This is a genomic window from Peribacillus sp. FSL M8-0224, assembly GCF_038003055.1.
Taxonomy (GTDB): Bacteria; Bacillota; Bacilli; order Bacillales; family DSM-1321; genus Peribacillus; species Peribacillus frigoritolerans.
Window position 1 is genome coordinate 890,461 of sequence record NZ_JBBOOJ010000001.1, and the last position, 21,494, is coordinate 911,954.

General features: G+C 41.6%; 19 protein-coding genes. 7 read left to right on the forward strand and 12 right to left on the reverse strand.

The features are described from left to right. Positions 1-20: 20 nt before the first annotated feature. A complete protein-coding gene (locus MKX49_RS04290) occupies positions 21-257 on the reverse strand; it encodes an IDEAL domain-containing protein (protein WP_323597935.1) in 237 nt (78 codons plus the stop codon). A gap of 315 nt (positions 258-572) precedes the next feature. Between MKX49_RS04290 and MKX49_RS04295 the strand changes: the two genes are divergently transcribed. Further along, on the forward strand, positions 573-1,136 hold the full coding sequence (locus MKX49_RS04295) for a competence protein ComK (RefSeq protein WP_323597936.1): 564 nt from the start codon (positions 573-575) through the stop codon (positions 1,134-1,136). Positions 1,137-1,226: 90 nt separating this feature from the next. On the opposite strand, the gene MKX49_RS04300 is transcribed toward MKX49_RS04295, so the two are convergent. The 5 genes from MKX49_RS04300 to MKX49_RS04320 form a co-directional block, all read right to left on the reverse strand. Beyond that, positions 1,227-1,445, reverse strand: coding sequence for a DUF3006 domain-containing protein (locus MKX49_RS04300; protein WP_057275817.1), 219 nt, complete (start codon positions 1,443-1,445; stop codon positions 1,227-1,229). Then, complete coding sequence (locus MKX49_RS04305) at positions 1,446-2,183, reverse strand: ComEC/Rec2 family competence protein (protein WP_340875219.1); 738 nt, start codon at positions 2,181-2,183, stop codon at positions 1,446-1,448. It lies immediately after the preceding gene. A gap of 93 nt (positions 2,184-2,276) precedes the next feature. Next, positions 2,277-4,373, reverse strand: coding sequence for a reverse transcriptase domain-containing protein (locus tag MKX49_RS04310; protein ID WP_336863262.1), 2,097 nt, complete (start codon positions 4,371-4,373; stop codon positions 2,277-2,279). Between the two features lie 723 nt (positions 4,374-5,096). Beyond that, entirely contained in the window at positions 5,097-5,246 is a 150-nt protein-coding gene (locus MKX49_RS04315) for a hypothetical protein (RefSeq protein WP_336863264.1), read from the reverse strand. 1,692 nt (positions 5,247-6,938) lie between these two features. After that, positions 6,939-7,307, reverse strand: coding sequence for a hypothetical protein (locus tag MKX49_RS04320; RefSeq protein WP_034314629.1), 369 nt, complete (start codon positions 7,305-7,307; stop codon positions 6,939-6,941). Between the two features lie 288 nt (positions 7,308-7,595). Between MKX49_RS04320 and MKX49_RS04325 the strand changes: the two genes are divergently transcribed. The 5 genes from MKX49_RS04325 to trpB all read left to right on the forward strand — a co-directional run bounded on the left by MKX49_RS04325 (position 7,596) and on the right by trpB (position 17,512). Next, on the forward strand, positions 7,596-8,210 hold the full coding sequence (locus MKX49_RS04325) for a TVP38/TMEM64 family protein (protein WP_048680052.1): 615 nt from the start codon (positions 7,596-7,598) through the stop codon (positions 8,208-8,210). 33 nt (positions 8,211-8,243) lie between these two features. Further along, positions 8,244-8,807, forward strand: a complete 564-nt coding sequence (gene lepB, locus MKX49_RS04330) for a signal peptidase I (protein WP_034314624.1) — start codon at positions 8,244-8,246, stop codon at positions 8,805-8,807. A 187-nt stretch (positions 8,808-8,994) separates the two neighbouring features. Then, positions 8,995-12,492 carry a helicase-exonuclease AddAB subunit AddB gene (addB, locus tag MKX49_RS04335; RefSeq protein WP_340875223.1) on the forward strand — a complete coding sequence of 1,166 codons (3,498 nt, stop codon included), beginning with the start codon at positions 8,995-8,997 and terminating at the stop codon, positions 12,490-12,492. Continuing rightward, on the forward strand, positions 12,485-16,219 hold the full coding sequence (gene addA / locus MKX49_RS04340; RefSeq protein ID WP_340875225.1) for a helicase-exonuclease AddAB subunit AddA: 3,735 nt from the start codon (positions 12,485-12,487) through the stop codon (positions 16,217-16,219). The genes addB and addA overlap by 8 nt, the downstream gene beginning before the upstream one ends. Before the next feature lie 129 nt (positions 16,220-16,348). Then, the gene (trpB, locus tag MKX49_RS04345; protein WP_340875226.1) at positions 16,349-17,512 is read left to right on the forward strand and encodes a tryptophan synthase subunit beta; all 1,164 of its coding nucleotides are present in this window, start codon (positions 16,349-16,351) and stop codon (positions 17,510-17,512) included. A 45-nt stretch (positions 17,513-17,557) separates the two neighbouring features. Here trpB and MKX49_RS04350 read toward each other — a convergent pair whose 3' ends face one another. From MKX49_RS04350 to MKX49_RS04375, 6 genes are all read right to left on the reverse strand, one after another. Continuing rightward, positions 17,558-17,776 carry a spore germination protein gene (locus tag MKX49_RS04350; protein WP_063596493.1) on the reverse strand — a complete coding sequence of 73 codons (219 nt, stop codon included), beginning with the start codon at positions 17,774-17,776 and terminating at the stop codon, positions 17,558-17,560. Between the two features lie 21 nt (positions 17,777-17,797). Continuing rightward, positions 17,798-18,205: a spore germination protein GerPE gene (locus MKX49_RS04355; protein WP_340875228.1), complete on the reverse strand. Its 408-nt coding sequence runs from the start codon at positions 18,203-18,205 to the stop codon at positions 17,798-17,800. A gap of 2 nt (positions 18,206-18,207) precedes the next feature. After that, positions 18,208-18,387, reverse strand: a complete 180-nt coding sequence (locus tag MKX49_RS04360; protein ID WP_034314611.1) for a hypothetical protein — start codon at positions 18,385-18,387, stop codon at positions 18,208-18,210. Further along, positions 18,377-18,988: a spore germination protein GerPC gene (gene gerPC / locus MKX49_RS04365; RefSeq protein ID WP_048686854.1), complete on the reverse strand. Its 612-nt coding sequence runs from the start codon at positions 18,986-18,988 to the stop codon at positions 18,377-18,379. The genes MKX49_RS04360 and gerPC overlap by 11 nt, the downstream gene beginning before the upstream one ends. 82 nt (positions 18,989-19,070) lie before the next feature. Next, complete coding sequence (locus tag MKX49_RS04370; protein WP_034314608.1) at positions 19,071-19,277, reverse strand: spore germination protein GerPB; 207 nt, start codon at positions 19,275-19,277, stop codon at positions 19,071-19,073. A 21-nt stretch (positions 19,278-19,298) separates the two neighbouring features. Further along, positions 19,299-19,520 carry a spore germination protein gene (locus tag MKX49_RS04375; RefSeq protein WP_034315507.1) on the reverse strand — a complete coding sequence of 74 codons (222 nt, stop codon included), beginning with the start codon at positions 19,518-19,520 and terminating at the stop codon, positions 19,299-19,301. Positions 19,521-19,743: 223 nt separating this feature from the next. On the opposite strand from MKX49_RS04375, the gene MKX49_RS04380 reads away from it, so the two are divergent. Continuing rightward, the gene (locus MKX49_RS04380; RefSeq protein ID WP_340875233.1) at positions 19,744-21,336 is read left to right on the forward strand and encodes a long-chain-fatty-acid--CoA ligase; all 1,593 of its coding nucleotides are present in this window, start codon (positions 19,744-19,746) and stop codon (positions 21,334-21,336) included. Positions 21,337-21,494 lie beyond the last annotated feature (158 nt).

Below are 21,494 nucleotides of genomic sequence, written 5' to 3' on the forward strand. Positions count from 1 at the left end.
GGCTTTTTTGATCATGAATGTTAATTTCCAAATTGTTTTAGTAAAACGTTCATTTCAGAACTTAGTTTTAAGAATAAAGGTTTGTTTTTTATATCCAAGGCATCATCGATCTGTTTTGCAAGGAGATTCTTTTTGGTAGTAAGGACGGCTTCCTGAATAATCATATCAATTAACATTTCCTGAACCACGGCATCGTTTTTCATTTCGCTCATTGATAAGGACTTCACTGACTCTGAATAAGATTTTTCATTTTTCAAAGTTACCACCCCTGACCCTTTTTATTATTATATGGATTTGAGCGGATAAAATCAACTGAAAATTTAAAAAATTTAAATTATGATAGAGAATGTGTCGTTTAGGTGACGAAAAAGCCACTAAATAAAAGAATTTTAAATTTTTTGTGAACTTGCTTTTTATGTTTAAGGGTTATGCTATTATAGTGAGTAATTTAACATACATTTACTATCCCCCTTCACTTTTCTTGGACAGGAATGGAAGGGTACAAGCAATTAAGAATATAAGCTTTGGAAAGTGATAGCGATGTTTAGCAATGAGGAAGAGGTGGATTAAAAATGAAGGAAAACAATCAGGGAATCATCGAGGAATATGAAATCACGCCACATACACTAATGGTTGCGCCAATTAATTACGGCAGTAAAATATATGCCCGTATCGTTGAAATGGAGGACGAGTTCATCTCCCCGTTTAAACCTATGGAAATAATAAAGAAAAGCTGCGAGTTCTTCGGATCAAGTTATGAAGGACGCAAGCAAGGCACGAAACAGCTCATAAACATCACACATAAAGCACCGATCGCGATTGATCCGACCAGTTCGATATTCTTCTTTCCAACTACATCTCCGTTACGTCCTCAATGCATCTGGTTATCACATGAGCATGTGGTATCCTATAAGCGCCTGGATTCCAAACATACAACCATCACATTCAGGAATAGACAAACCATCGATATAGCAGTGTCATGCAGCTCTTTCGAAAACCAGCTGCACCGGACCTCTTTTTTAAAAACGAAATTGATCCAGAGGATTGAGGAAACAAAGAGGAAATCCTTTTATCTGTTCACTGATGCTAATGGAGTCAAGGCTTCAGAGGTAATCTCAAAGTATATACCGCGATAAGAGGGGGTTCAGGGGAAAAATCAGAGGAGAATGCAAACGGGAATATTCAAATTTAAAGCAAGCCCTTCTTATTAAAGAAGGGCCCTGGAATCAATCTTCGAATAATTCATCCATTAAATCGTCAATTTCTTTTCTTAATTTTTCAGTTCCTTCTTTGGAAATGGTGATGGTATCACCATCGATAATCAGCATATCTCCTACTTTTGCTCCCTTGGGAAGAGCACTTTTAGGGAAATCCTTCATGTCACCACCATCGATTTCAACGACAGCGATCTTTCCTTCGAAGCGATCAATAATTCCTTGTACCAATTATTTCACCGTCTTTACAGTAATTTTCTGACCTGTAGAAGTAAAAATAATGTTACCTGATTTATCTGTGCGATAAGTTTTGGCTTTCACTGAATTCAACCGTTTTATAACAGTGGAAGTAGGGTGCCCATAGCCATTTTTCCCTACACTGATTACAGCATATTTCGGTTTTGTTTTGTTAATGAAAGCTGAACTTGTCGATGTTTTTGCACCATGATGGCCTACTTTAAGTAAATCCACACTTGGTACCAGTTTTTTAACCAGCATATCTTTCTCTGCTTTTTCTTCGGCATCACCTGTAAACAAGAATGTTTTTTTGCCGTGTTTAAGCAACAGGACAGCACTCCAATTATTTAAGTCAGACTTAGCATAGTCCTTAACAGGTGCAATGAATTTAAGGGAATTATCCTTTGCTTTAGTGTTGATTTCCACTCCCGTCTTCGCTTTTTTTATTGTAAGCGTCTTCTTCTTAACAGTCGTTAAAAAGTCTTTGTATGCCTGGGTAGTATGTGAAACTTTAGGGGCATACACAGATTTTACATTAATCGATTTAATCACATGAGCAAGACCGCCAACATGATCCGCATCTGGGTGAGTGGAAACTAATGCAGTAAGTGTTTTTACCTTTTGTTTTTTTAGGTAGGCAACAACCTCGTCGCCCTTTCCTTTACCGCCGCCATCGATTAAAACGTTTTCATTACCGGTTTGTATCAGATTGGGTAGAATGAGAACGCACAACCAAGTTGTGTTTTTCCCAAGCCCCCGTTAGAACCGTACGAGCAACTTTCGAAGCATACGGCTCACGATTAATCTCTTTTACCCAATTTGTTCTTAAGTGGTAGGTACCTTATTGTGACAGGGAACGCAGAGTAACATCTTAGGAATATCGTTACTTGCTTTGATTATATCCAGGACTCTTTTCTTCCTGTTTCTATTGACTTTTCTGATGTGGTGAACTTCAAATGGTCCTTCTTTATCACCACATTCGCAACATATAGCACCTTGAGTTTCCTCCAGTTGTATGCGGTGTGTTGGTGAACCACCGCTCCATATTATGCTTGCGGTCAATATATCATAATGTTCGCCTGTTCCTTGGTATCCGGTTATTCCTGAATTAGAACTCATTATCTTAGTAGCAATTTCGTAAGGAGTTGTATATTTGTAGTCTCTAAACTGTTTTAAAACAATTGGTTTTCCTTCTACATAATCTACAATTCGCTTCCAGTTGTTTCCGAATGCAACAATACTCTTTACGTGTTTCCTACATACCTGTGGAATACTGCATTTATATTTCCTACCGAGCCAATGCAACACTTTCCAGTATAAATAACTGTAGAGTTTACTAGCTATTGTATGCCAATTGTTGGCTATCTTGTAGTAGTTACTCCAGCCACTCGTGAATCTATTAAGATTTATTATCAAATCACTTGGTGGGCTGTTAAAGTGTGTTTGAATCAGAAAGTCGATTCTTTCTTTCGCTCTCTTTATCCGGCTATTAGGAACATATATCCGCGAAAACGTATCTCTGTATCCAATTCTATCCTTTTCGTTTGGGCGTTTAATGATGTCATACCCTAAGAAAGTGAAACCATTTGTTGAATGAGTGATTTTCGTCTTTTCCTCGCTTAGTGTGAGGTTTAACGATTCTGTAAACCACTCTGAGATTTCTGCTTTGAGCTCGATGGCTGCTTTCTTATTGTAGTTGCCCATAAGTATCACGAAATCGTCGGCATATCTGACGTATCCTAGAGTTTTTGTTTGGAAGTATTTCTCCTTGTCATAGAAGCTACTTTTATTTCTATCTTTCTTTAAATCTCTGATTTTCTTCACGGCTTCTTCCCTGTTATTGATTTTCACCTTGGAGCCCTTTGGTCTACCATTAGAGAAGATTCTTATTGGATAGTTATCCTCTTTTAGGTACTTTCTTAGGCGGAGGACTCTAGAGTTTAGGGTTTTATATTCAATTTCTTTGGAGGAATATTTCTTTCGTTCATCCAAAGTCTTAAGTAATATATCCTCCAACTCTAGGCTATTTTCAATGTAGGTCGAGTTTGTATTATATTCTTCCTCTAAATTCCTTTCACTTATTGTGAGGGGGAATTTATTGTTCTGAATAGCTTTCCTGATTTCGCGTAGTCTATTTGTGTAGTATGTGTACTCACTACTTTTAAGCTTATACTCGTCCTCTGGAAAATTCAGCAGCTTGGGTTCAATATACTTGTCAAACTCATTTAAGTATATATTTGCAAGAATTGGACTTACTATTCCACCTTGTGGGGTTCCCTGTTTGGTTACGAACACCGGTAACTTTCCCTCGATGCCATATCCCAATTGGTATCCACTTTTAAGAAATTTATTAATTAGGTTTATAAGCTTTTCGTCGGCAATGCGGTACCTGAGTATTTCCAGCAATTTGCCGTGGTTTATATTATCAAAGCATCCTTTGATGTCCCCTTCGATAACCCAATCATATTTCTTTACGGTGATATAATTGATAGCTGTTTGACAGCTTCTTTTTGGTCTAAAACCGTGAGATGAATCAGAGAACTTAGATTCATAGATAGCCTCTAGTAAAAGTTTGACTGCCGATTGCACGATTCTATCCTTGAGTGCAGGTATTCCTAAAGGTCGTTTGCCACCGCTGCTTTTAGGTATCTCAACCCTTCTAACCGCTAGTGGCGTATAATTCTGGTCGTGCAGTTCTTGCGACAACCCTTGAATTGTACGTCCTAGATTTCCTTCTAACTCACTGCGAGTAATTTTGTCAATTCCTGCTGTTTTTGAACCTTTGTTTCTCGCAATTTGGTAGTAGGCGTGCAAGAGGAATTCAGGTCTTTTAATGATGTTATATAAATCTTTAAATCTCAATTCAGGTTTTTCTTTTGCCACCTTGGATAAATAAGCAATTCTTTCCGTAGCTTGAAACACGGGGCTTCGCCTCCTAGTCCATCGTTAATTATTGCTTAGGATTAACCTCACATCTTTCGCCAGCAGACCCTTCAACCCATTAAGAACCGTGGATTACTCGCGTCACCGCGTAGGGACTGTCCTACATTCTTCAATGTAGGTGTAACTGGGTTATTCCCTCGTGTTTATCAACACTTTCAAAGGAACTTTTGGTTCACTTTTACCAGTCGCGGACTAATCCGATGTGTCTTTCGGTACTAAGAATGTCGTAGGATATTCAACCATCCTCAATTCTTAGCCCTTTGCAGGTTATCGTTGTAACACGTTACAGGAGCCTTTAGGTTGTCTTCAAATGGTTACACAATCTGTGTCTGTGTTTATCCGCGAAATCCCGTATACAGCGTTATTTCACTAGTCAGCCATCTATTGACTTCTACTTCCGTTCAATCCATACAAAAGCAGGGGATAAAATGGACTTGTCAAGGATTCTTCGTCCATAGGCGGTGTACTTTCCTCACCCATCTCAACTTCACGAATGACCCGTTAACCATAGGTTCCTATTCACCATACAGAGTTGCCTGTTGCCTACAATCCTTTCGGCTCACTTCCCCGTTTCTTACCCTCCAAGCTGACCCGTACAATAAGAGGTAATTCTCATTGCAGGGGAGGGATTAGGTCCCAGACACTGTACTGTCCCAAGGAGAAAATGTTACCATTTCTCGGGGTGCTATATTTAGCACATTATTACAACGACATCTTCTGCCGCCCGATTGAATCTCCTTGTCCAACGTTGATAAAATGTACCTTTACATTTGAGGCTGCCTCAGTTGTTTTAAGTCCAGTGAATAAAGATAAAACAAGAACAGCCACCAGTAGAATATTTATTTTCTTCATTTTTCCCCTCCGGTTAATAATTTACCATGTGTAACCGGAAAAATGGGAATATGGGAATATGGACACGATTTTTATTTGTGGTAAAAAAAGGGAAATATCGTCTAGGCTTATGTTTAGGGAAAATGATCCTGGGTATTTATGATTAATCTCTTGAATTAAAATGAAAACCATTATTTTAAAGAGTCAATCACTAAAAAATCTATTCCTCTCAGAAAAGAGTGTGAAGTTGGCATATATTAAAGGAGCAGGCTGCGTAGAAAGTTAGTATTACCAACAAAATATTTTGTTAAAGAGATTGTTACTGTTTTTTTAGGATTTGTACAATTTAAACGTTGATTACCCCCCCCAGGCACTCGCTTTCCGCGGGCGGTCCGAGAGCCTCCTCGGCGCGTTTGCACCTTTTGTTCCAACCAACTTTGTTTTAAAATTTAGATAGGAACCCTTTTGGCTACAAATTAAACCATGCAAATAAAACATTGCATGGTTATCATAAGAAATTAGGGATGGGTATAAGTTTCCTTAATGATTGGCTCCTTAATACATAATATGAAAGACACCGATGATGTATCTTTTGTTCAGTATTTCACAAATGGTTTTGTTTTTCTGGAAGTTCTTTTTGCTTTATACGTTTAATATAAAGGGGGTGTTACTAGTAGATAATACTAGTTATGGATATGCAATTAACATCTTTCTCAATAACGTTGTACTGACACTAAAATGATAGTTTAGACGTATAGTTATAATAGATGAATGGAAATTAAAATGTCGCTTAATAATGAACAAACGGGCCAGCCTTTTAATCGTTAAGGACATTTTCGTCGAAACTGTTGCCTTAATTCAGTAAGCAGTAAGTGCAAACGGCTTGTGTAACAAGAAGAGGAGAAGCGGCTATGGCAGTCCTCGGTTCCTATAATAGGGAAGAGGATAGTATACCATACCAGGCAGCTTCGACTTTCTGCCGTTTAATCATCAAGAACGAAGGCGATGCTATGCATACAGCAAACTTTTAATGAAGGATGCCATAACTAGGGAACTTGAAGTAACGCAGTTAAATGTAAAAGGTATTTTCAGAAGAAGATATTATCTATCTGAAATCTGAAATCCATGGCAGACATTTCATCCGACATGATAGAGCTTGATCCAATAGCATGGGCTTTTTAAGCGTCCCATCGTCCTAAAGGAATTTCCATTCATTCGATGCAGGGATTGGTTGATGGCAATCGATCAGGGCAAATCATGGGATACGTGTTACATTCTGCGGCGGATCATGATATTGGTTACTTTTACATCGATTTGTCGAAGCTGACTGTTTTCCTATCCTTTTCTTCAATATGATGAGTCGATCATAACGGGTGCCACTCCAACCTTTGTCATGGAGCATGTAATTAACTTTCATTTAAGGAATCTTAAAACTAAAATTGTTAGGATATTCAGTATGCACTTGATTACATAGGTTATGCCTTGATCGAAAAGTAATCTTTCACGGAGATGACTCCATGGTTTGAACTAGCCAATTAAATTATGATGTTATGGAATATTCAAACAGGGGAATGGAGGTAAGTGAGTCTAATCGATCTTGATCATGAAAGACTCCCTTACCTTTATGCCAGGAGAGATGCGGTGCTTTTTTATGGTCATCCTTTTTACGTCCAAGGGAATTTGTATCCTTCCGGAAGGCTCCGTTGTAACCCGTTAATCCCTTGAGGGTTTTTTTTCGAAAAAGTAATAACATAACAAGTCTTCGGTTTTGTTGCGAAGGCGGGGATTGAAATAATTATGATGTTCCTCGTATCCTTTATATAAAAAACAATACATCGTGAAGGATTCATCGCGTTTGATTTCACTAACCTTAATATTCTCTTTGCGCAAATAGCGCCGTACCTCGGCAAGTTCGTCTTGAACCACTTTTAAAATATGTTCGACTAGCTCCGAATAGGGCCTTTTTAATTTAAACGGACTAATTTCGATGACCTTGAGATCCCGGTTTAAGACTGTAATAACCATAGGGAGGTAGATGGCTTTTTCAATCATATTTCGGTCACCTTCTGGAATGCGGGTCATCATGACCGCCCCTTTCTAAATAGCGCGTTTTTAATACTAATATGTATCTTCCGTAAAAATAAGAACATTTGTTCCGTTTTTATCCTAATGTATTTTCAGTGGTTATGCAAGCAGTTTTGATAAATCTAGAAATATTCGTTAATAAGATTATGTTTTCCGGAGATAGGGAAAGTATGAAGATATATGGATAATAATTCTTGCAATTTCGGGGGAAAGTGATATATCTAAAATAAACGGTTTTTAATAAGTTTATGCTGCTTTGATGGCAGCATGTCGAGGGAGATAATTATGGATTTGGATACTATACGTGAGTGGTTTACACTTGATCATATATCGGCACTTATTCAGCAATATCGCTCATTCGGTCCAATTCCCGGGATCTTACTGCCGATGCTGGAAGCTTTTTTGCCTTTTTTGCCCTTAGTGGTGTTCGTGCTTGCCAATGCAACGGCATTTGGTCTCTGGTGGGGGTTTTTATTTTCTTGGATTGGTGCGGTAGCGGGGTCCTTTTTGATCTTTTGGATTATTAGAAGATATGGTCAAATGAGGTTTTTCCGATTTTTGCAAAAGCATAAACAGGTGCAGAGGTTGATGGTTTGGGTTGAGAGCCATGGATTCGGGCCTTTGTTCATATTGCTCTGCTTCCCTTTTACACCTTCGGCTATCGTTAATATCGTTGCAGGGCTATCAAAAGTCAGTACCCTGCAATATGGACTTGCAGTAGTTGGAGGGAAGGCGGTGATGATTTTTACGATCAGTTTCGTAGGTTACGATTTAGTATCATTGATTCATAAACCTGTGCGAACGATCATTATCGGAATCGTCATCTTTATCCTATGGTATGTGGGGAAAAGACTGGAAGTCCGGTTAAATAAAAGCATGAAGAGAGAAGAAGGGCAATAAATTAATATATAAATGCAGTAGGGGTTGAACTAGATGGAAAAAACAAACAAGAATTCTTTATCCGATTGGATAAAACCAGCGATGATAGCTTTTGTTATTTACATCTTAATCCGTACATTTCTCTTTTCAAGCTATGATGTTGAAGGAAAGTCGATGCAGCCGACCCTTGAAGATGGAAATAAACTTGTCGTGAATAAAATCAATTACCAGATTCATGATATCAACCGTTTTGACATTATTGTTTTTCATGCGAATTCACAAGAAGATTATGTTAAGCGGGTTATAGGGGTTGCAGGTGACCGTATTCGTTATAAAGATGATTGGCTATACGTAAATGGTGAGAAAGTGGATGAGCCTTATCTTGAGAAATTCAAGGAAGGTTTCCCAGGACAGGATTTTACAGGTGATTTTACATTAAAAGAATTGACGGATATGACCAAAGTTCCGGAGGGCAAGCTTTTTGTCATGGGTGATAATCGTCTTGAAAGTGCTGACAGCCGTCACTTTGGTTATATACCGGTAGAAAATGTTGTCGGTAAAGTGGATGTTCGATATTGGCCGGTCAATGATTTCAATTTTAAGTTTACAGGTGAGTGATTGTGAAGCCCGAGTATGATGCGGGCTTTTTCTTTTGGGGAAAACGCGAACGTACGGTTGGTGTTTTTTTAAGGGAAACGGTAAAATAATAGAAGGTAAATCTAATTGGAAACAGAAACCTAGTCATAAAGACGAAAGTATTTCTGGTATGATGGATCTAGATATTATGTTGTAAGGGGGAAAAGAGATGTCACTCCGTTTTTTACTGGGAAGATCGGGTACAGGGAAAACTTCGAATATATTGGACGAAATCCGCTCTAAATTGGCAGAAGATCCCGAAGGAAATCCAATTATCTACCTCGTTCCTGATCAGATGACGTTTCTATCTGAATATAAATTAATTAAAACACCAGGCCTTGCCGGAATGATCCGGACACAGGTTTTCAGTTTTAGCAGGCTTGCTTGGCGCGTTCTTCAGGAAACCGGGGGGATGAGCCGGCTGCATCTGGACAGTGTTGGCGTTAATATGCTGATACGGAAGATCATGGATGATAAAAAGGAAGAGTTAAAGATGTTCAGTCGATCTGCTGATAAGCAGGGGTTCATTGCACAGATGGAGCTAATGCTGGCTGAGTTCAAGCAGTATTGCATCCAACCTGATGACATTCAAAACTATTTGGCTGAAACCTCACAGGCCGGCAGCGGCATTCAGGATAAACTGCATGATCTTGAATTGGTCTATCAGGCTTTTGAGGATGAAATGGTCAATAAATATTTAGACTCCGAAGATTATTTCACTTTGCTGATCGAAAAAATGTCAGAGTCTTCATATATAAGGAATGCGGATATATATATCGATGGTTTTTATAGCTTGACTCCACAGGAATTATTGATTGTTGAAGAAATGATGAAGCTGTGCAGGAGTGTAACGATCTCGCTGACGTTAGATCAGCCCTACAGGCAATATGCTCCGGATGATTTGCAATTGTTCAGGCAAACGGGAAACCTTTATCATCACCTATATCAGGCTGGATTGAGGAATGGCATACCGATTTCAGAAGATCGAATCTTAAAAAGATCGGAAAGGTTTGGAAAGAGTCCGGGGCTGAATCATCTGGAAACTTATTTTTCCATTCGTCCTGCACGAACGTTTGAGCAGTCACCTGATGTAACGATCGCCCAGGCAGTTAACCGCAGAGCTGAGATTGAAGGAGTTGCCCGGGATATCTTGTCGCTGGTCAGACAGAGACAGCACCGTTTCCGTGATATTGCGATTTTAGTCCGTAACGGGGAAGCATACGCAGATATTTTACAAACCGTTTTTCGGGATTATCAAATTCCCTTGTTCGTCGATTCCAAGCGGACGATGCTGAATCATCCTCTGATTGAACTGATTCGTTCGACTTTGGAGATCATCAATGGCTATTGGCGTTATGAACCGGTATTTCGTGCAATCAAGACAGAGCTTCTATTTCCGCTGCAAAAAAACCACGATCGGATGCGTGAACAGGTAGATAAGCTGGAAAACTATGTGCTGGCACGCGGCATTAAAGGAAGCGGGTGGACGTCCAAAGATCGTTGGACCTACCGGCGATTCCGCGGTCTGGAACTCGAGGACCGGAACCAAACGGATAAGGAAATGATGCTTGAGCAAGAGTTGAATGAAATGAAGCAATTATTTACCGAGCCCATCTTGAAGCTATCAAAACGGGCTAAAAAGGCTGCTAATGGCAGGGAATTGTGTGAAGCCCTTTATCTATATCTTGAAGAATTGCATATACCGGAAAAATTGGAAAAGCTGAAACTGGAGGCAGAAGAAGCAGGTGATTTGGTATCGGCAAGAGAGCATGAGCAAACATGGAATGCGGTTGTCGACCTATTGGACCAATTCGTTGAACTGCTGAGCGGGGAAGAGCTTTCCATGAAACAGTTTGCGGTAATCATTGAAGCTGGTCTGGAGTCTCTTGAATTTTCTTTGGTACCGCCGGCAATTGACCAAGTATTAGTCGCTAATCTAGATTTATCCCGCCTGGATGATGTGAAGACAGCTTTTGTTATCGGTTTGAACGAAGGGGTTCTGCCGGGAAAAGCTGTATCTGACGGGATATTTTCAGATAGTGATCGTGATGTGCTGCTGGCTGGTGGACTTGATGTTGCCCCAAGTTCGAAAGTGCGCCTGCTGGATGAGGAGTTCACAGCGTACAAAGCATTCACTACGCCTGCCGAGGCCCTTTATTTATCATATCCGCTTGCCGATGAGGAAGGGAAGGCGCTTTTACCTTCATCCTATTTGAAACGGGTAAGGGACGTATTGCCTAACGTTTCCGATGTGTATTATATGAACGATCCGTCCGATCTGCCTGCAGAGGAACAGGTGAAATATGCAGCGAATCATGATGTGGCCCTTTCGTACCTGGCTGCCCAATTGCAGCTGAAGAAAAGGAACTATCCAATCCATTCACTATGGTGGGATGTATATAATGCCATTATTGATGATGAAATGGCCGGTCCTTCAGCAACTAAGGTTTTATCGAGCCTTTTTTATCAAAATAGGACAAAGAAATTAACTGAGGAAACAAGTAAGCAATTATACGGTGAGAGCATTCTTACGAGTGTATCCAGGATGGAAATGTTCAATAGCTGCCCGTTTTCCCATTATGCGGCTCATGGCTTGAAATTGAGGGAAAGGCAGATTTTCCGTTTGGATGCCCCGGATATAGGCGAGATGTTCCATGGAGCGTTGAAAATGATTTCCGATTACTTGAAGGAACATGATATTCCTTGGTCTACATTGACCCCGGAACAATGCTTGGAGCTGGCCAGAATTGCTGTGGAGAGACTTGCTCCTAAACTCCAAAATCAGATTTTGTTAAGTACGAACCGCCATCACTATTTACGCAGGAAACTCGAAAACGTGATAGGACGTGCCTCGATCGTATTAAGTGAACATGCAAAGGCGAGCGGTTTTGCTCCGATCGGATTAGAACTTGGATTCGGAAAAAATGGCGAGCTGCCGCCACTTTCTTTTACATTGAAAAACGGTACGAAGATGGAATTGATCGGGCGGATCGACCGAGTGGATAAAGCGGAAGAAGATGAGGGTGTCTATTTGCGTGTGCTCGATTATAAGTCGAGTGAAAAGGAACTGAACATGAGTGAAGTATATTATGGACTCGCGCTGCAAATGTTGACATACCTAGATATCGTCGTCACCCATTCCAAGTCGCTGATTGGAAAAGAAGCGATTCCAGCCGGAGTTTTGTATTTTCATGTGCATAATCCCGTTGTCAAATCAAAGGGTATGCTCAGTTTGGATAAAATTGAAGAAGAAATTTATAAAAGCTTTAAAATGAATGGACTTGTACTGGACCATTCAAATGTCATTCAGTTGATGGATACCTCTCTTGATATTGAAAATTCGGGTAAGTCGGATATCATTCCAGCTGGATTTAAAAAGGACGGATCGCTCCTGGCGGCTTCCAAAGTTGCCAGCAGGGAAGAGTTTTCGCTTCTGAATCATCATGTGCGCCGTATTTATCAGGAAGCTGGTGATCGAATGGTCGATGGTGATGTGGATATTACTCCATACAAATTAAAGGAAAAAACGCCGTGTACCTTCTGTTCCTTTAAATCTGTATGCCAATTCGACCAGTCACTGGAGGAGAACCAATTCAGGAATTTGGCACAGAAGAAACAAAATGACGTTCTTGAGCTATTAAGGGGAGAGGGGGAGAGCGATGAGTAAAACGAAAATTCCTGCTCTGCCAGGAGACGTGACTTGGACGGAAGATCAATGGAAGGCAATATGGGCTAAAGATCAGGACATCCTGGTTGCGGCCGCTGCGGGTTCAGGGAAAACAGCGGTACTGGTCAATCGGATCATTCAAAAAGTCATTTCAGAAGAAGATCCAATCGATGTTGATGAACTGCTCGTGGTTACATTCACCAATGCCTCGGCTGCCGAAATGCGCCATCGGGTAAGTGAGGCATTAGAAAAAGCGATTAATGATAATCCGCATTCACAGCATTTACGTAAGCAGTTGAGCTTGATTAATCGTGCTTCGATTTCCACACTCCATTCGTTTTGTCTAGAGGTGATCAGGAAGTATTATTATCTTACGGATATCGACCCGGGCTTCCGGATTGCAGATTCAACGGAGATCCAGCTGCTCCGTGATGAAGTGATGGAAGAGCTTTTCGAGGAGCAGTATGGCCAAAGTGATAACGAAGAGTTCTTTAATTTGGTCGATGCTTTCACAAGTGATCGAAATGATGATGCACTTCAGAATATCGTTCGGTCGCTGCATGATTTTTCGCAATCGAATCCAAACCCGGACCGATGGCTCGATGGTGCCGCCAGCATGTATGAGCTGGCAGATGATGATGGGATCGATGATCTTTCGTTTATCGATTCATTGAAGTTCGATATTGGTTTACAATTGGACACGGCCAGGGATTTATTGGAACGCTCGCTTGCGTTGACAAAAACCCCTGGGGGGCCGGCTCCAAGGGCTGAGAACTATATAGCCGATCTTGCACTGGTTGCTAAACTTTCGGAAGTGAAGGACCAATCCTGGAATGCACTTTATGAGGAAATCCAAAACGTGAAATTCGGGACGGCAAAACGCCTTACCGGTGCAGATTTTATCAAGGAAGTTGCTGATGAGGCTACCAAGTACCGGGATAAGGCCAAGAAGATCATCAAATCGTTACAGGAAGAGTTATTTTCCCGGAAACCGGAAAGCTACCTGCGGGATATAAGGGAGCTTAAGGGTTATGTCGATACACTTGTAATGCTTGTTAAACGGTTTGACGAAAGATTCTTTGCTGCAAAAGCAGAAAAGAACTTGGTGGATTTCGCCGATTTGGAACATTATTGTCTTCAAATTTTGACAGGGGAAACGGTGGATGGTGAACGAAAACCTTCAGCGGCAGCCATTGAATACAGGAACCAGTTCAAAGAGGTACTAGTGGATGAATACCAGGACACGAACCTGGTTCAGGAATCGATCTTAAAACTGGTGACGGCTGATGGAGAATATGATGGGAATCTTTTCATGGTAGGCGATGTCAAGCAGTCCATTTACCGGTTCAGGCTTGCAGAACCGAATCTCTTCCTTGGAAAATACACACGATTTACCCATGACGGTGTTGATTCCGGACTGAAAATTGATTTAAACCGCAATTTCCGGAGCCGAAAGGAAGTTCTTGATGGGACCAATTTCTTGTTTCAACAGTTGATGGGCATTACAGTCGGTGAGATTGATTATGATGAAGATGCCCAATTGAAAAAAGGTGCCCCATATCCCGAAGACGATCCAAACCCGATCGAACTTCATTTAATTGATGGAGCAGCCGATCCTGAAGCTCATTTGGAAGTGGAAGGGTATGATGGCGGATTTGAGGCCGAGGAGCTTGAAAAAGCGCAGCTCGAAGCAAGGCAGATGGCCAAGCTCATTAAAAAGGCTATAAGCGAAAAGTATCGGATATATGATACGAAAACCAAAAGGTACCGATCTGCCACTTATCGGGACATGGTCATTCTACTTCGTTCGATGCCATGGGCACCGCAAATCATGGAGGAATTTAAAAAGCAGGGAATTCCAGTCTATGCCAATTTGTCCACAGGGTATTTTGAAGCGACCGAAGTGGCCATCATGATTTCCTTATTGAAGGTGATTGATAATCCGCAACAGGATATCCCATTGGCTTCCGTTCTCCGTTCACCTATCGTCGGGTTGGATGAAGAAGAGATGTCAAAGGTGCGTTTATTCCATACAGGAAGCTATTACGAAGCACTAGCTGATTTTTACAGAAAGAGTGACCCTGAGGAACATCCGGGGCTTTATGAAAAAGCCTCTGCATTTTATAAAAATCTAGTGAAGTGGCGGAAGATTGCCAGGCAGGAGGCATTATCAGATCTGATCTGGCTCCTATACCGCGAAACGCAGTTTTATGATTTTGCAGGTGGGATGCCGGGCGGGAAACAGCGTCAGGCCAATTTACGAGCGCTGTATGACAGGGCAAGGCAATATGAAGCAAGTTCTTTCCGCGGTCTGTTCCGTTTCTTGCGGTTCATAGAAAGGATGCAAGAACGTGGAGATGATTTAGGGGCAGCTCGGGCTTTAGGGGAACAGGAAGATGTAGTCCGGCTGATGACGATTCACTCGTCAAAGGGGCTTGAGTTCCCGATCGTGTTCATTGCCGGTCTTTCCAAGCAATTCAATATGATGGATTTACGAAAGTCCTATTTACTGGATAAAGATTATGGCTTTGCGGCAAAGTATGTGAATTCCGAATTACGGATAACATATCCATCCCTCCCTCAATTGGCTTTTAAGAAAAAAAAGCAGCTTGAATTAATTGCCGAGGAGATGCGTGTCCTCTACGTGGCGCTAACAAGGGCTAAGGAAAAGCTATATTTGATTGCCAGTATCAATGATGCAGAAAAAACGCAGCAGAACTGGGAAAGTAATGCGGCACATGGAGATTGGCTATTGAAGGACTATGTACGGGCAGGTGCAAAAAGTTATCTTGATTGGATTGGTCCATCCCTTGTCCGACATCGGGATTCTCTTGGTGCTGCAGGTCTTGGCTTGGAAATGGAGTCACATCCATCGAATTGGTCCATTTCCGTCATTCCGAGTGAAGAGCTTGCTGTTCTGGATGAGGAAGAGGCACTGGTTCAAGAGCAAATGCTTGAACATGTCCAGAAATCGGAGAAGGTCGGCATCGTTTCCGAGTTTTATGATGATATCAAGGAACAGCTGGAATGGGAGTACCCCGAGCATGAGGCGACGGTGTATCGTTCCAAGCAATCCGTTTCTGAATTAAAACGTCAATATGAACTCAAGGACGAACAAAGCTCCACAGAGCTGTTGCGTAAATTTAAGCGGCCTATCACGAAGCGGCCGACTTTCATGCAAGAAAAGTCACTGACTCCTGCTGAAAGGGGTACGATTACACATTTAGTCATGCAGCATATTGATCTATCTAAAGACATTACCATTCAATCGATTCAGCAACTGATCATTGATCTGATTCAACGTGAGCTGTTGACGGAGGAACAGAAAGAAGCTGTGGATCCTGAGACGATCGTCGATTTCTTCGATAGTGAAATCGGGCAAAGAATGCAGAGGGCCAAAAGCATTCGCCGTGAAGTGCCATTTACGATGTCGCTGCCTGCAAAGGAAGCTTACAGCGATTGGAAAGCTGGAGATGAAGAAGTCCTTATCCAAGGTGTGATTGATTGTATCTTTGAGGATGAACAAGGTCTTGTGCTTCTCGACTATAAAACGGATACGATCACCGGCCGTTTTGCAAACGGGTACGAAGGGGCTAAAGGGATTCTTGCCGATCGATACCAGATGCAGCTTCAGCTTTATACGAGGGCTGTTGAAGGGATAATGAATAAGAAGGTAACCGGCCGTTACTTGTTTTTCTTTGACGGCTCGCATTTATTGGAAGTATAAGAGAGAAGGAGTGTCCCATTGATGTGGGACGCTTCTTTTTGGTTGAATAAACAGAATAGTTTGAAAAAGTGTAAATGCTTACTATATACTAGTGGAGAAAAATACCTTTTTAAAGGAGTAGAGAAGAGTATGACGAGTGAGATCAAGAGCAAGGGATACTTTGGTGAGTTCGGTGGAAGCTTTATACCGGGTGAACTTCAGGAAGTTATGGATATTTTAGAAACGGAATTCCTGAAATATAAGGATGACCCGGAATTCATTGAGGAGTTCCGATATTATCTGAAAGAATATGTCGGACGCGAAAACCCGTTAACACTTGCAAAGAATTTAACTGAAAAGGTTGGCGGGGCAAAAATATACTTGAAGCGTGAAGATCTGAATCATACAGGTGCTCATAAAATTAATAATGCGATTGGACAAATCCTGCTTGCTAAACGAAGGGGTGCTAAACGCATCATCGCAGAAACAGGAGCAGGACAGCATGGTGTGGCGACTGCGACAGCATGTGCGATGTTTGGCATGGAGTGTGTGATCTATATGGGTAAGCTGGATACGGAGAGGCAGGCATTGAATGTCTTTCGGATGGAATTGCTGGGGGCAAAAGTCGTAGCGGTCGAAAAGGGACAGGGTCGATTGAAGGATGCTGTTGATGAGGCATTGAATGACTTGGTGCAAAACTATGAAAATACTTTTTACTTACTTGGTTCAGCAGTGGGGCCACACCCATATCCAACGATCGTTAAGCATTTCCAATCAATCATAAGTGAAGAATCGAAGCGCCAGATCCTTGAAAAGGAAGGGAAACTGCCCACAGCCATCATTGCCTGTGCAGGAGGGGGAAGTAATGCGATCGGTGCTTTTGCTCATTATCTCGATGAAGAAAATGTCCGTTTAATTGGTGTAGAGCCAATTGAAGCCCCAAGTATTTCGCAAGGTGTCCCGGCAGTATTGCACGGATTCAAAAGTTTGACGTTAGTGGATGAGCAAGGGGAACCAAAACCGACATTTTCCATAGCCGCCGGTTTGGATTACCCAAGCGTGGGACCCGAGCATAGTTTTTTGAAAAATAGCGGACGAGCGGAGTATGTGACGGTAAAAGGGGAAGAAGCGCTGGAGGCTTTTCAGGTATTATCCAAAACAGAGGGAATCATTCCAGCTCTCGAAAGCTCACATGCCCTGGCTCACGCCATGAAGCTAGCTAAAGAGTTAACAAGGGAAGATATACTGATCGTTAATTTATCAGGCAGGGGAGACAAAGATGTTGAGCAAGTATTTAACATGTTAGAAAAATAGTCCGAATGTAAAAGCCTCCCTGGAAATGGGAGGCTTTTTCTATGACTAATTATTCCCTGTAATGGGCTGGTCAACTCCATTGATATCAAGGACATTGCTTCCATTCAGGCCATTGGCCGTGAAAGTGATTGCAGCTGTGTTCCCTGAGCCGGATCCGAAAACCGATTTGGAGGAAGACTTAGGGGAAATGACGGCGCAATCACCGAATAACAGGTTTCCTTGCGCGACATTAAATACTTGAACCGGGCCGATAATGGCAGGCATATGAACCCCTCCTTTAAAAGTTTAAGTGTTGTTGGTGGAATCCCCGATTGGCGTCTCTTCAGGTTTTTTAGGAACCTCCCGAATATGTTTCACTCTTGACTCCATACGTGCATGGCCTACGTTCCCCACACCAACCACAGATGAGGAAGATATCCCGATTATATTGATATTGCCGACCCGTATGAAGGGATTCGGATTTGAAAAACTTGATATGACTGGTTCATTCAATCTTGGGATATAAAATGGTTTCTTAAAGATGTCATAGTCTGCGAAATGAATATCGACTGAGTGGAAAGTTTCACTTTTCTTTTGAACGGCTAAAGCCAGGGAATTCCCGTCAATATATGAAGTATCCCCGATTTGCATGGCGGAGCTGAACGATACCGTGTCTGATACTATAGATTTTACTTTTGATATTCTTGAAAACATATTTATCCTTCTGGAGAAAGCGGCACGAATGGACCTATGATAAGGGATTCCGGCGGGGTATCGAATGCTGAGGATAGTTGGACCGTTTGTACATCCCCTATGAGAAATAAAGCAGAGCTTGCTACACCGGTAATTTTAATATCTCCTACACAAAGCTGGTGATTGGTTACATTAAACTCCATTTGGATTTCCTCCTGTCTCGGCTTGTGAATGGGTAATGAATTGGAATAATGCAGTTTGAATATCGGATTTCACCTTCTCCCTGATCTTTTCCTTGACATTATCCCGTTGCTGCGGTGCACGTTCCGCGTAAGAAAGATTATCGAAATACATATTGATGCGTTGATGAAGCTGGCGTTCGACGTCCTGTTTAATGAAGTCATGATAAGATGCTTCCAAGGATATTTTCAGCTGGGTTTCCGCATCGTGAATCATATTTTCCAAGTCTGAAAGTATATCATTGTGAATTTCCTGGACGACGATTTCCCTTCCTGGAAATAGGTTAGGTGCAGGTTGAACGGGTTGGTTGTTGACGGCAAATTCATCAATGTTGTTAAGGTCAGTTGGATTTAAACCGATATTCAATGTTCCATCTAAAGATTCGACTTTTAACTGATCGAATTTATATTCAATTTTATCTACATGGATTGGCGGTTTATTTTTCAGCTCGGCAATTTCATCTGTCAGGCGTTTGAGTTCGTGTTCAAGTTTCATGATCCGTTTATCCTGGGCTTCAAGAAAACGCTGCATTTGTATGGAATATGAATAGAGATCCTGATTCACGATTCAACACCCACCTTCACAATAAGTTGATTTCATATAAGACAGTATATGAAAAAGTAGGATGTAGGTGAATGCCTATGAACTAGGAGGGCGTAAATGGGACGAAACTGGCTAATGGGGTTACATCGGCTTCAATTTCGGGAGCAGGCTCAGTGAATCCACCGGTATTGGCCAATGTGGAATATGGTTTAATCACCCCTGCACTACCTATTTGAAAAACGGATGAATTGGCGATGCTTTCAATTTTTATCATATTAATTTGTATGGTCTGGTGAATATTGAAGATCATGCTGACTCCTTTCTTAAAACATTAGAGATTTAGGACCAGTGGCTGATCAACACCATCAGTATCATTTGTATTCGTGGTGCTATAGGCATTATAAAGGGATATGGATTCACCCGTATTAAACGAGCCAGCACCTGCAAACGTTTTTGAGGTGGAATAGGGACTAATTTTAAAGACGTCACCAATATGGACAATTCCACTGCTACCGACGTTGATGACTTGAACGATTCCTACGATGGCCGGCAAGAAAATCACCCTTTTTTTATTCTGGTTTTCCCCTGAATTTAAGGCCATGAGCCTATCACTGAAGGGAGTTTCAATGTATTGTATGTTGACTCATGATTGATGTGATTCATCTGCCTATTAATATATTGTTATATAACAACGGCTGATATTATTGGAATGTTGTAAACAGATATGGTAATATAATTCTAATTCAGAATTTTCAAATAAAAATAGAGGTGAGGAAATGAATGTACCATTAGTATTATCGCATTTCTTAGATCGAGCAGCCTTACTATATGGCGATAAGAAAGCCATCATTGGAGATGACAAGGTATTAACCTACGCAGAATTGAACGGCCGTGTAAACCAGCTTTCAAATGGTTTAAGGGATCTCGGTGTCAAAAAGGGTGACAAGGTGGCATATTTGGCACCTAACTCAATTGAAATGCTTGAAGGCTTTTATGGGGTATTTCAAATTGGGGCAGTAATCGTTCCCTTGAATATCCGTTTGAAGCCTGCAGATTATGTTTTCATTTTGAACCATAGCGAGTCCAAGGTCCTTTTCGTAGATCAGGAATTGTATCATCTTATTTCCCCTGTCAAGGACGAACTTGAATCGGTGGAGCACATAATCGTTCATTATAAAGATGAAGAGATAAATGAAACCGATTACAACCATTGGCTGGAACGTTATGATAACAAGTGCTTTAACCGGGAGTCAGTGGATGAAAATGATGTTTCGAGCCTTCTTTATACTAGCGGGACCACAGGAAATCCCAAAGGGGTGATGCTGACTCACCGCAACAACTATTTACATGCCCTGGGTGCGATGCATCATTTCAGGGTCAATGACCGCGATACATATTTGCACGTACTGCCGATGTTCCACGTGAATGGGTGGGGGGCGCCATTTTATTATACGGCAAATGGTGCCACTCAAGTTTGTTTGAGGAAAACCAGCCCAGAAATGATATTTGATGCACTGCAAAAGCATAAGGTTTCCATCATGCATATGGCACCGACGGTTCTGAATTCACTGTTCCAATATTATGAACGGAATGTTCCGAAAATCGAGCAGGATATCCGGATCGTTGTTGCGGGTTCCGCTCCGCCTCCTGCATTCGTTACAAGGGTGGAAAAAGAGTTAGGCTGGGAATTCATTCAAATTTACGGAATGACTGAATCAACACCGGTCAGTCTGATATCGCTGATTCGTTCTGAATTCGATGATCTTCCGGAAAAAGAAAAATACAGGATGAAGGCGAAAGCCGGATATCCCATCATAGGCAGTGAGGTAAAGGTTATCCATGACAATGGTGAGGAAGTTGCCCAAGATGGCGTGGATATCGGCGAGCTTATCGTCCGCAGCCATGGAGTGATGTTAGGTTATTGGAAAAATGAAGAAGCGACCAGCCAGACACTGATAAATGGATGGCTGCATACAGGGGATATGGCCACAATCGATGAAAACGGGAATGTGGATATCGTTGACCGCAAAAAGGATATAATCATTAGTGGCGGAGAAAATATCTCTTCCATAGAAGTGGAAGGAATACTCTACGAACATCCGGACATACTTGAAGCGGCAGTCATTGCCGTTCCGCATGAAAAGTGGGGAGAGACACCGCATGCATTCATTGTGCCAAAAATGGGCGTGAAATTAACGGAGGATGATATAAAGGCCTTCACACGGGAAAAATTAGCTCATTTCAAATCAGTTACCAGTGTGTCGTTCGTCGATGAGCTTCCAAAAACGGCATCGGGGAAAATACAAAAAATCCATCTTCGTAATGATTATTGGGAATCTAAGGGGAAAACAGGCAGATTCGTTAATTGAAGCTCGCTAACGCTGTTCAGAAATGATCAGCGTTTTTTTCTGTTGCCGTTTTAAACGGTTTCCTGAGGTGGACACTGATATGTTTCCATTCGTAAATAGCCGAAGTAACTCATGCCATTGTTGGATAAGGGAAGGTCATTCAGGAACATTGGAATTTG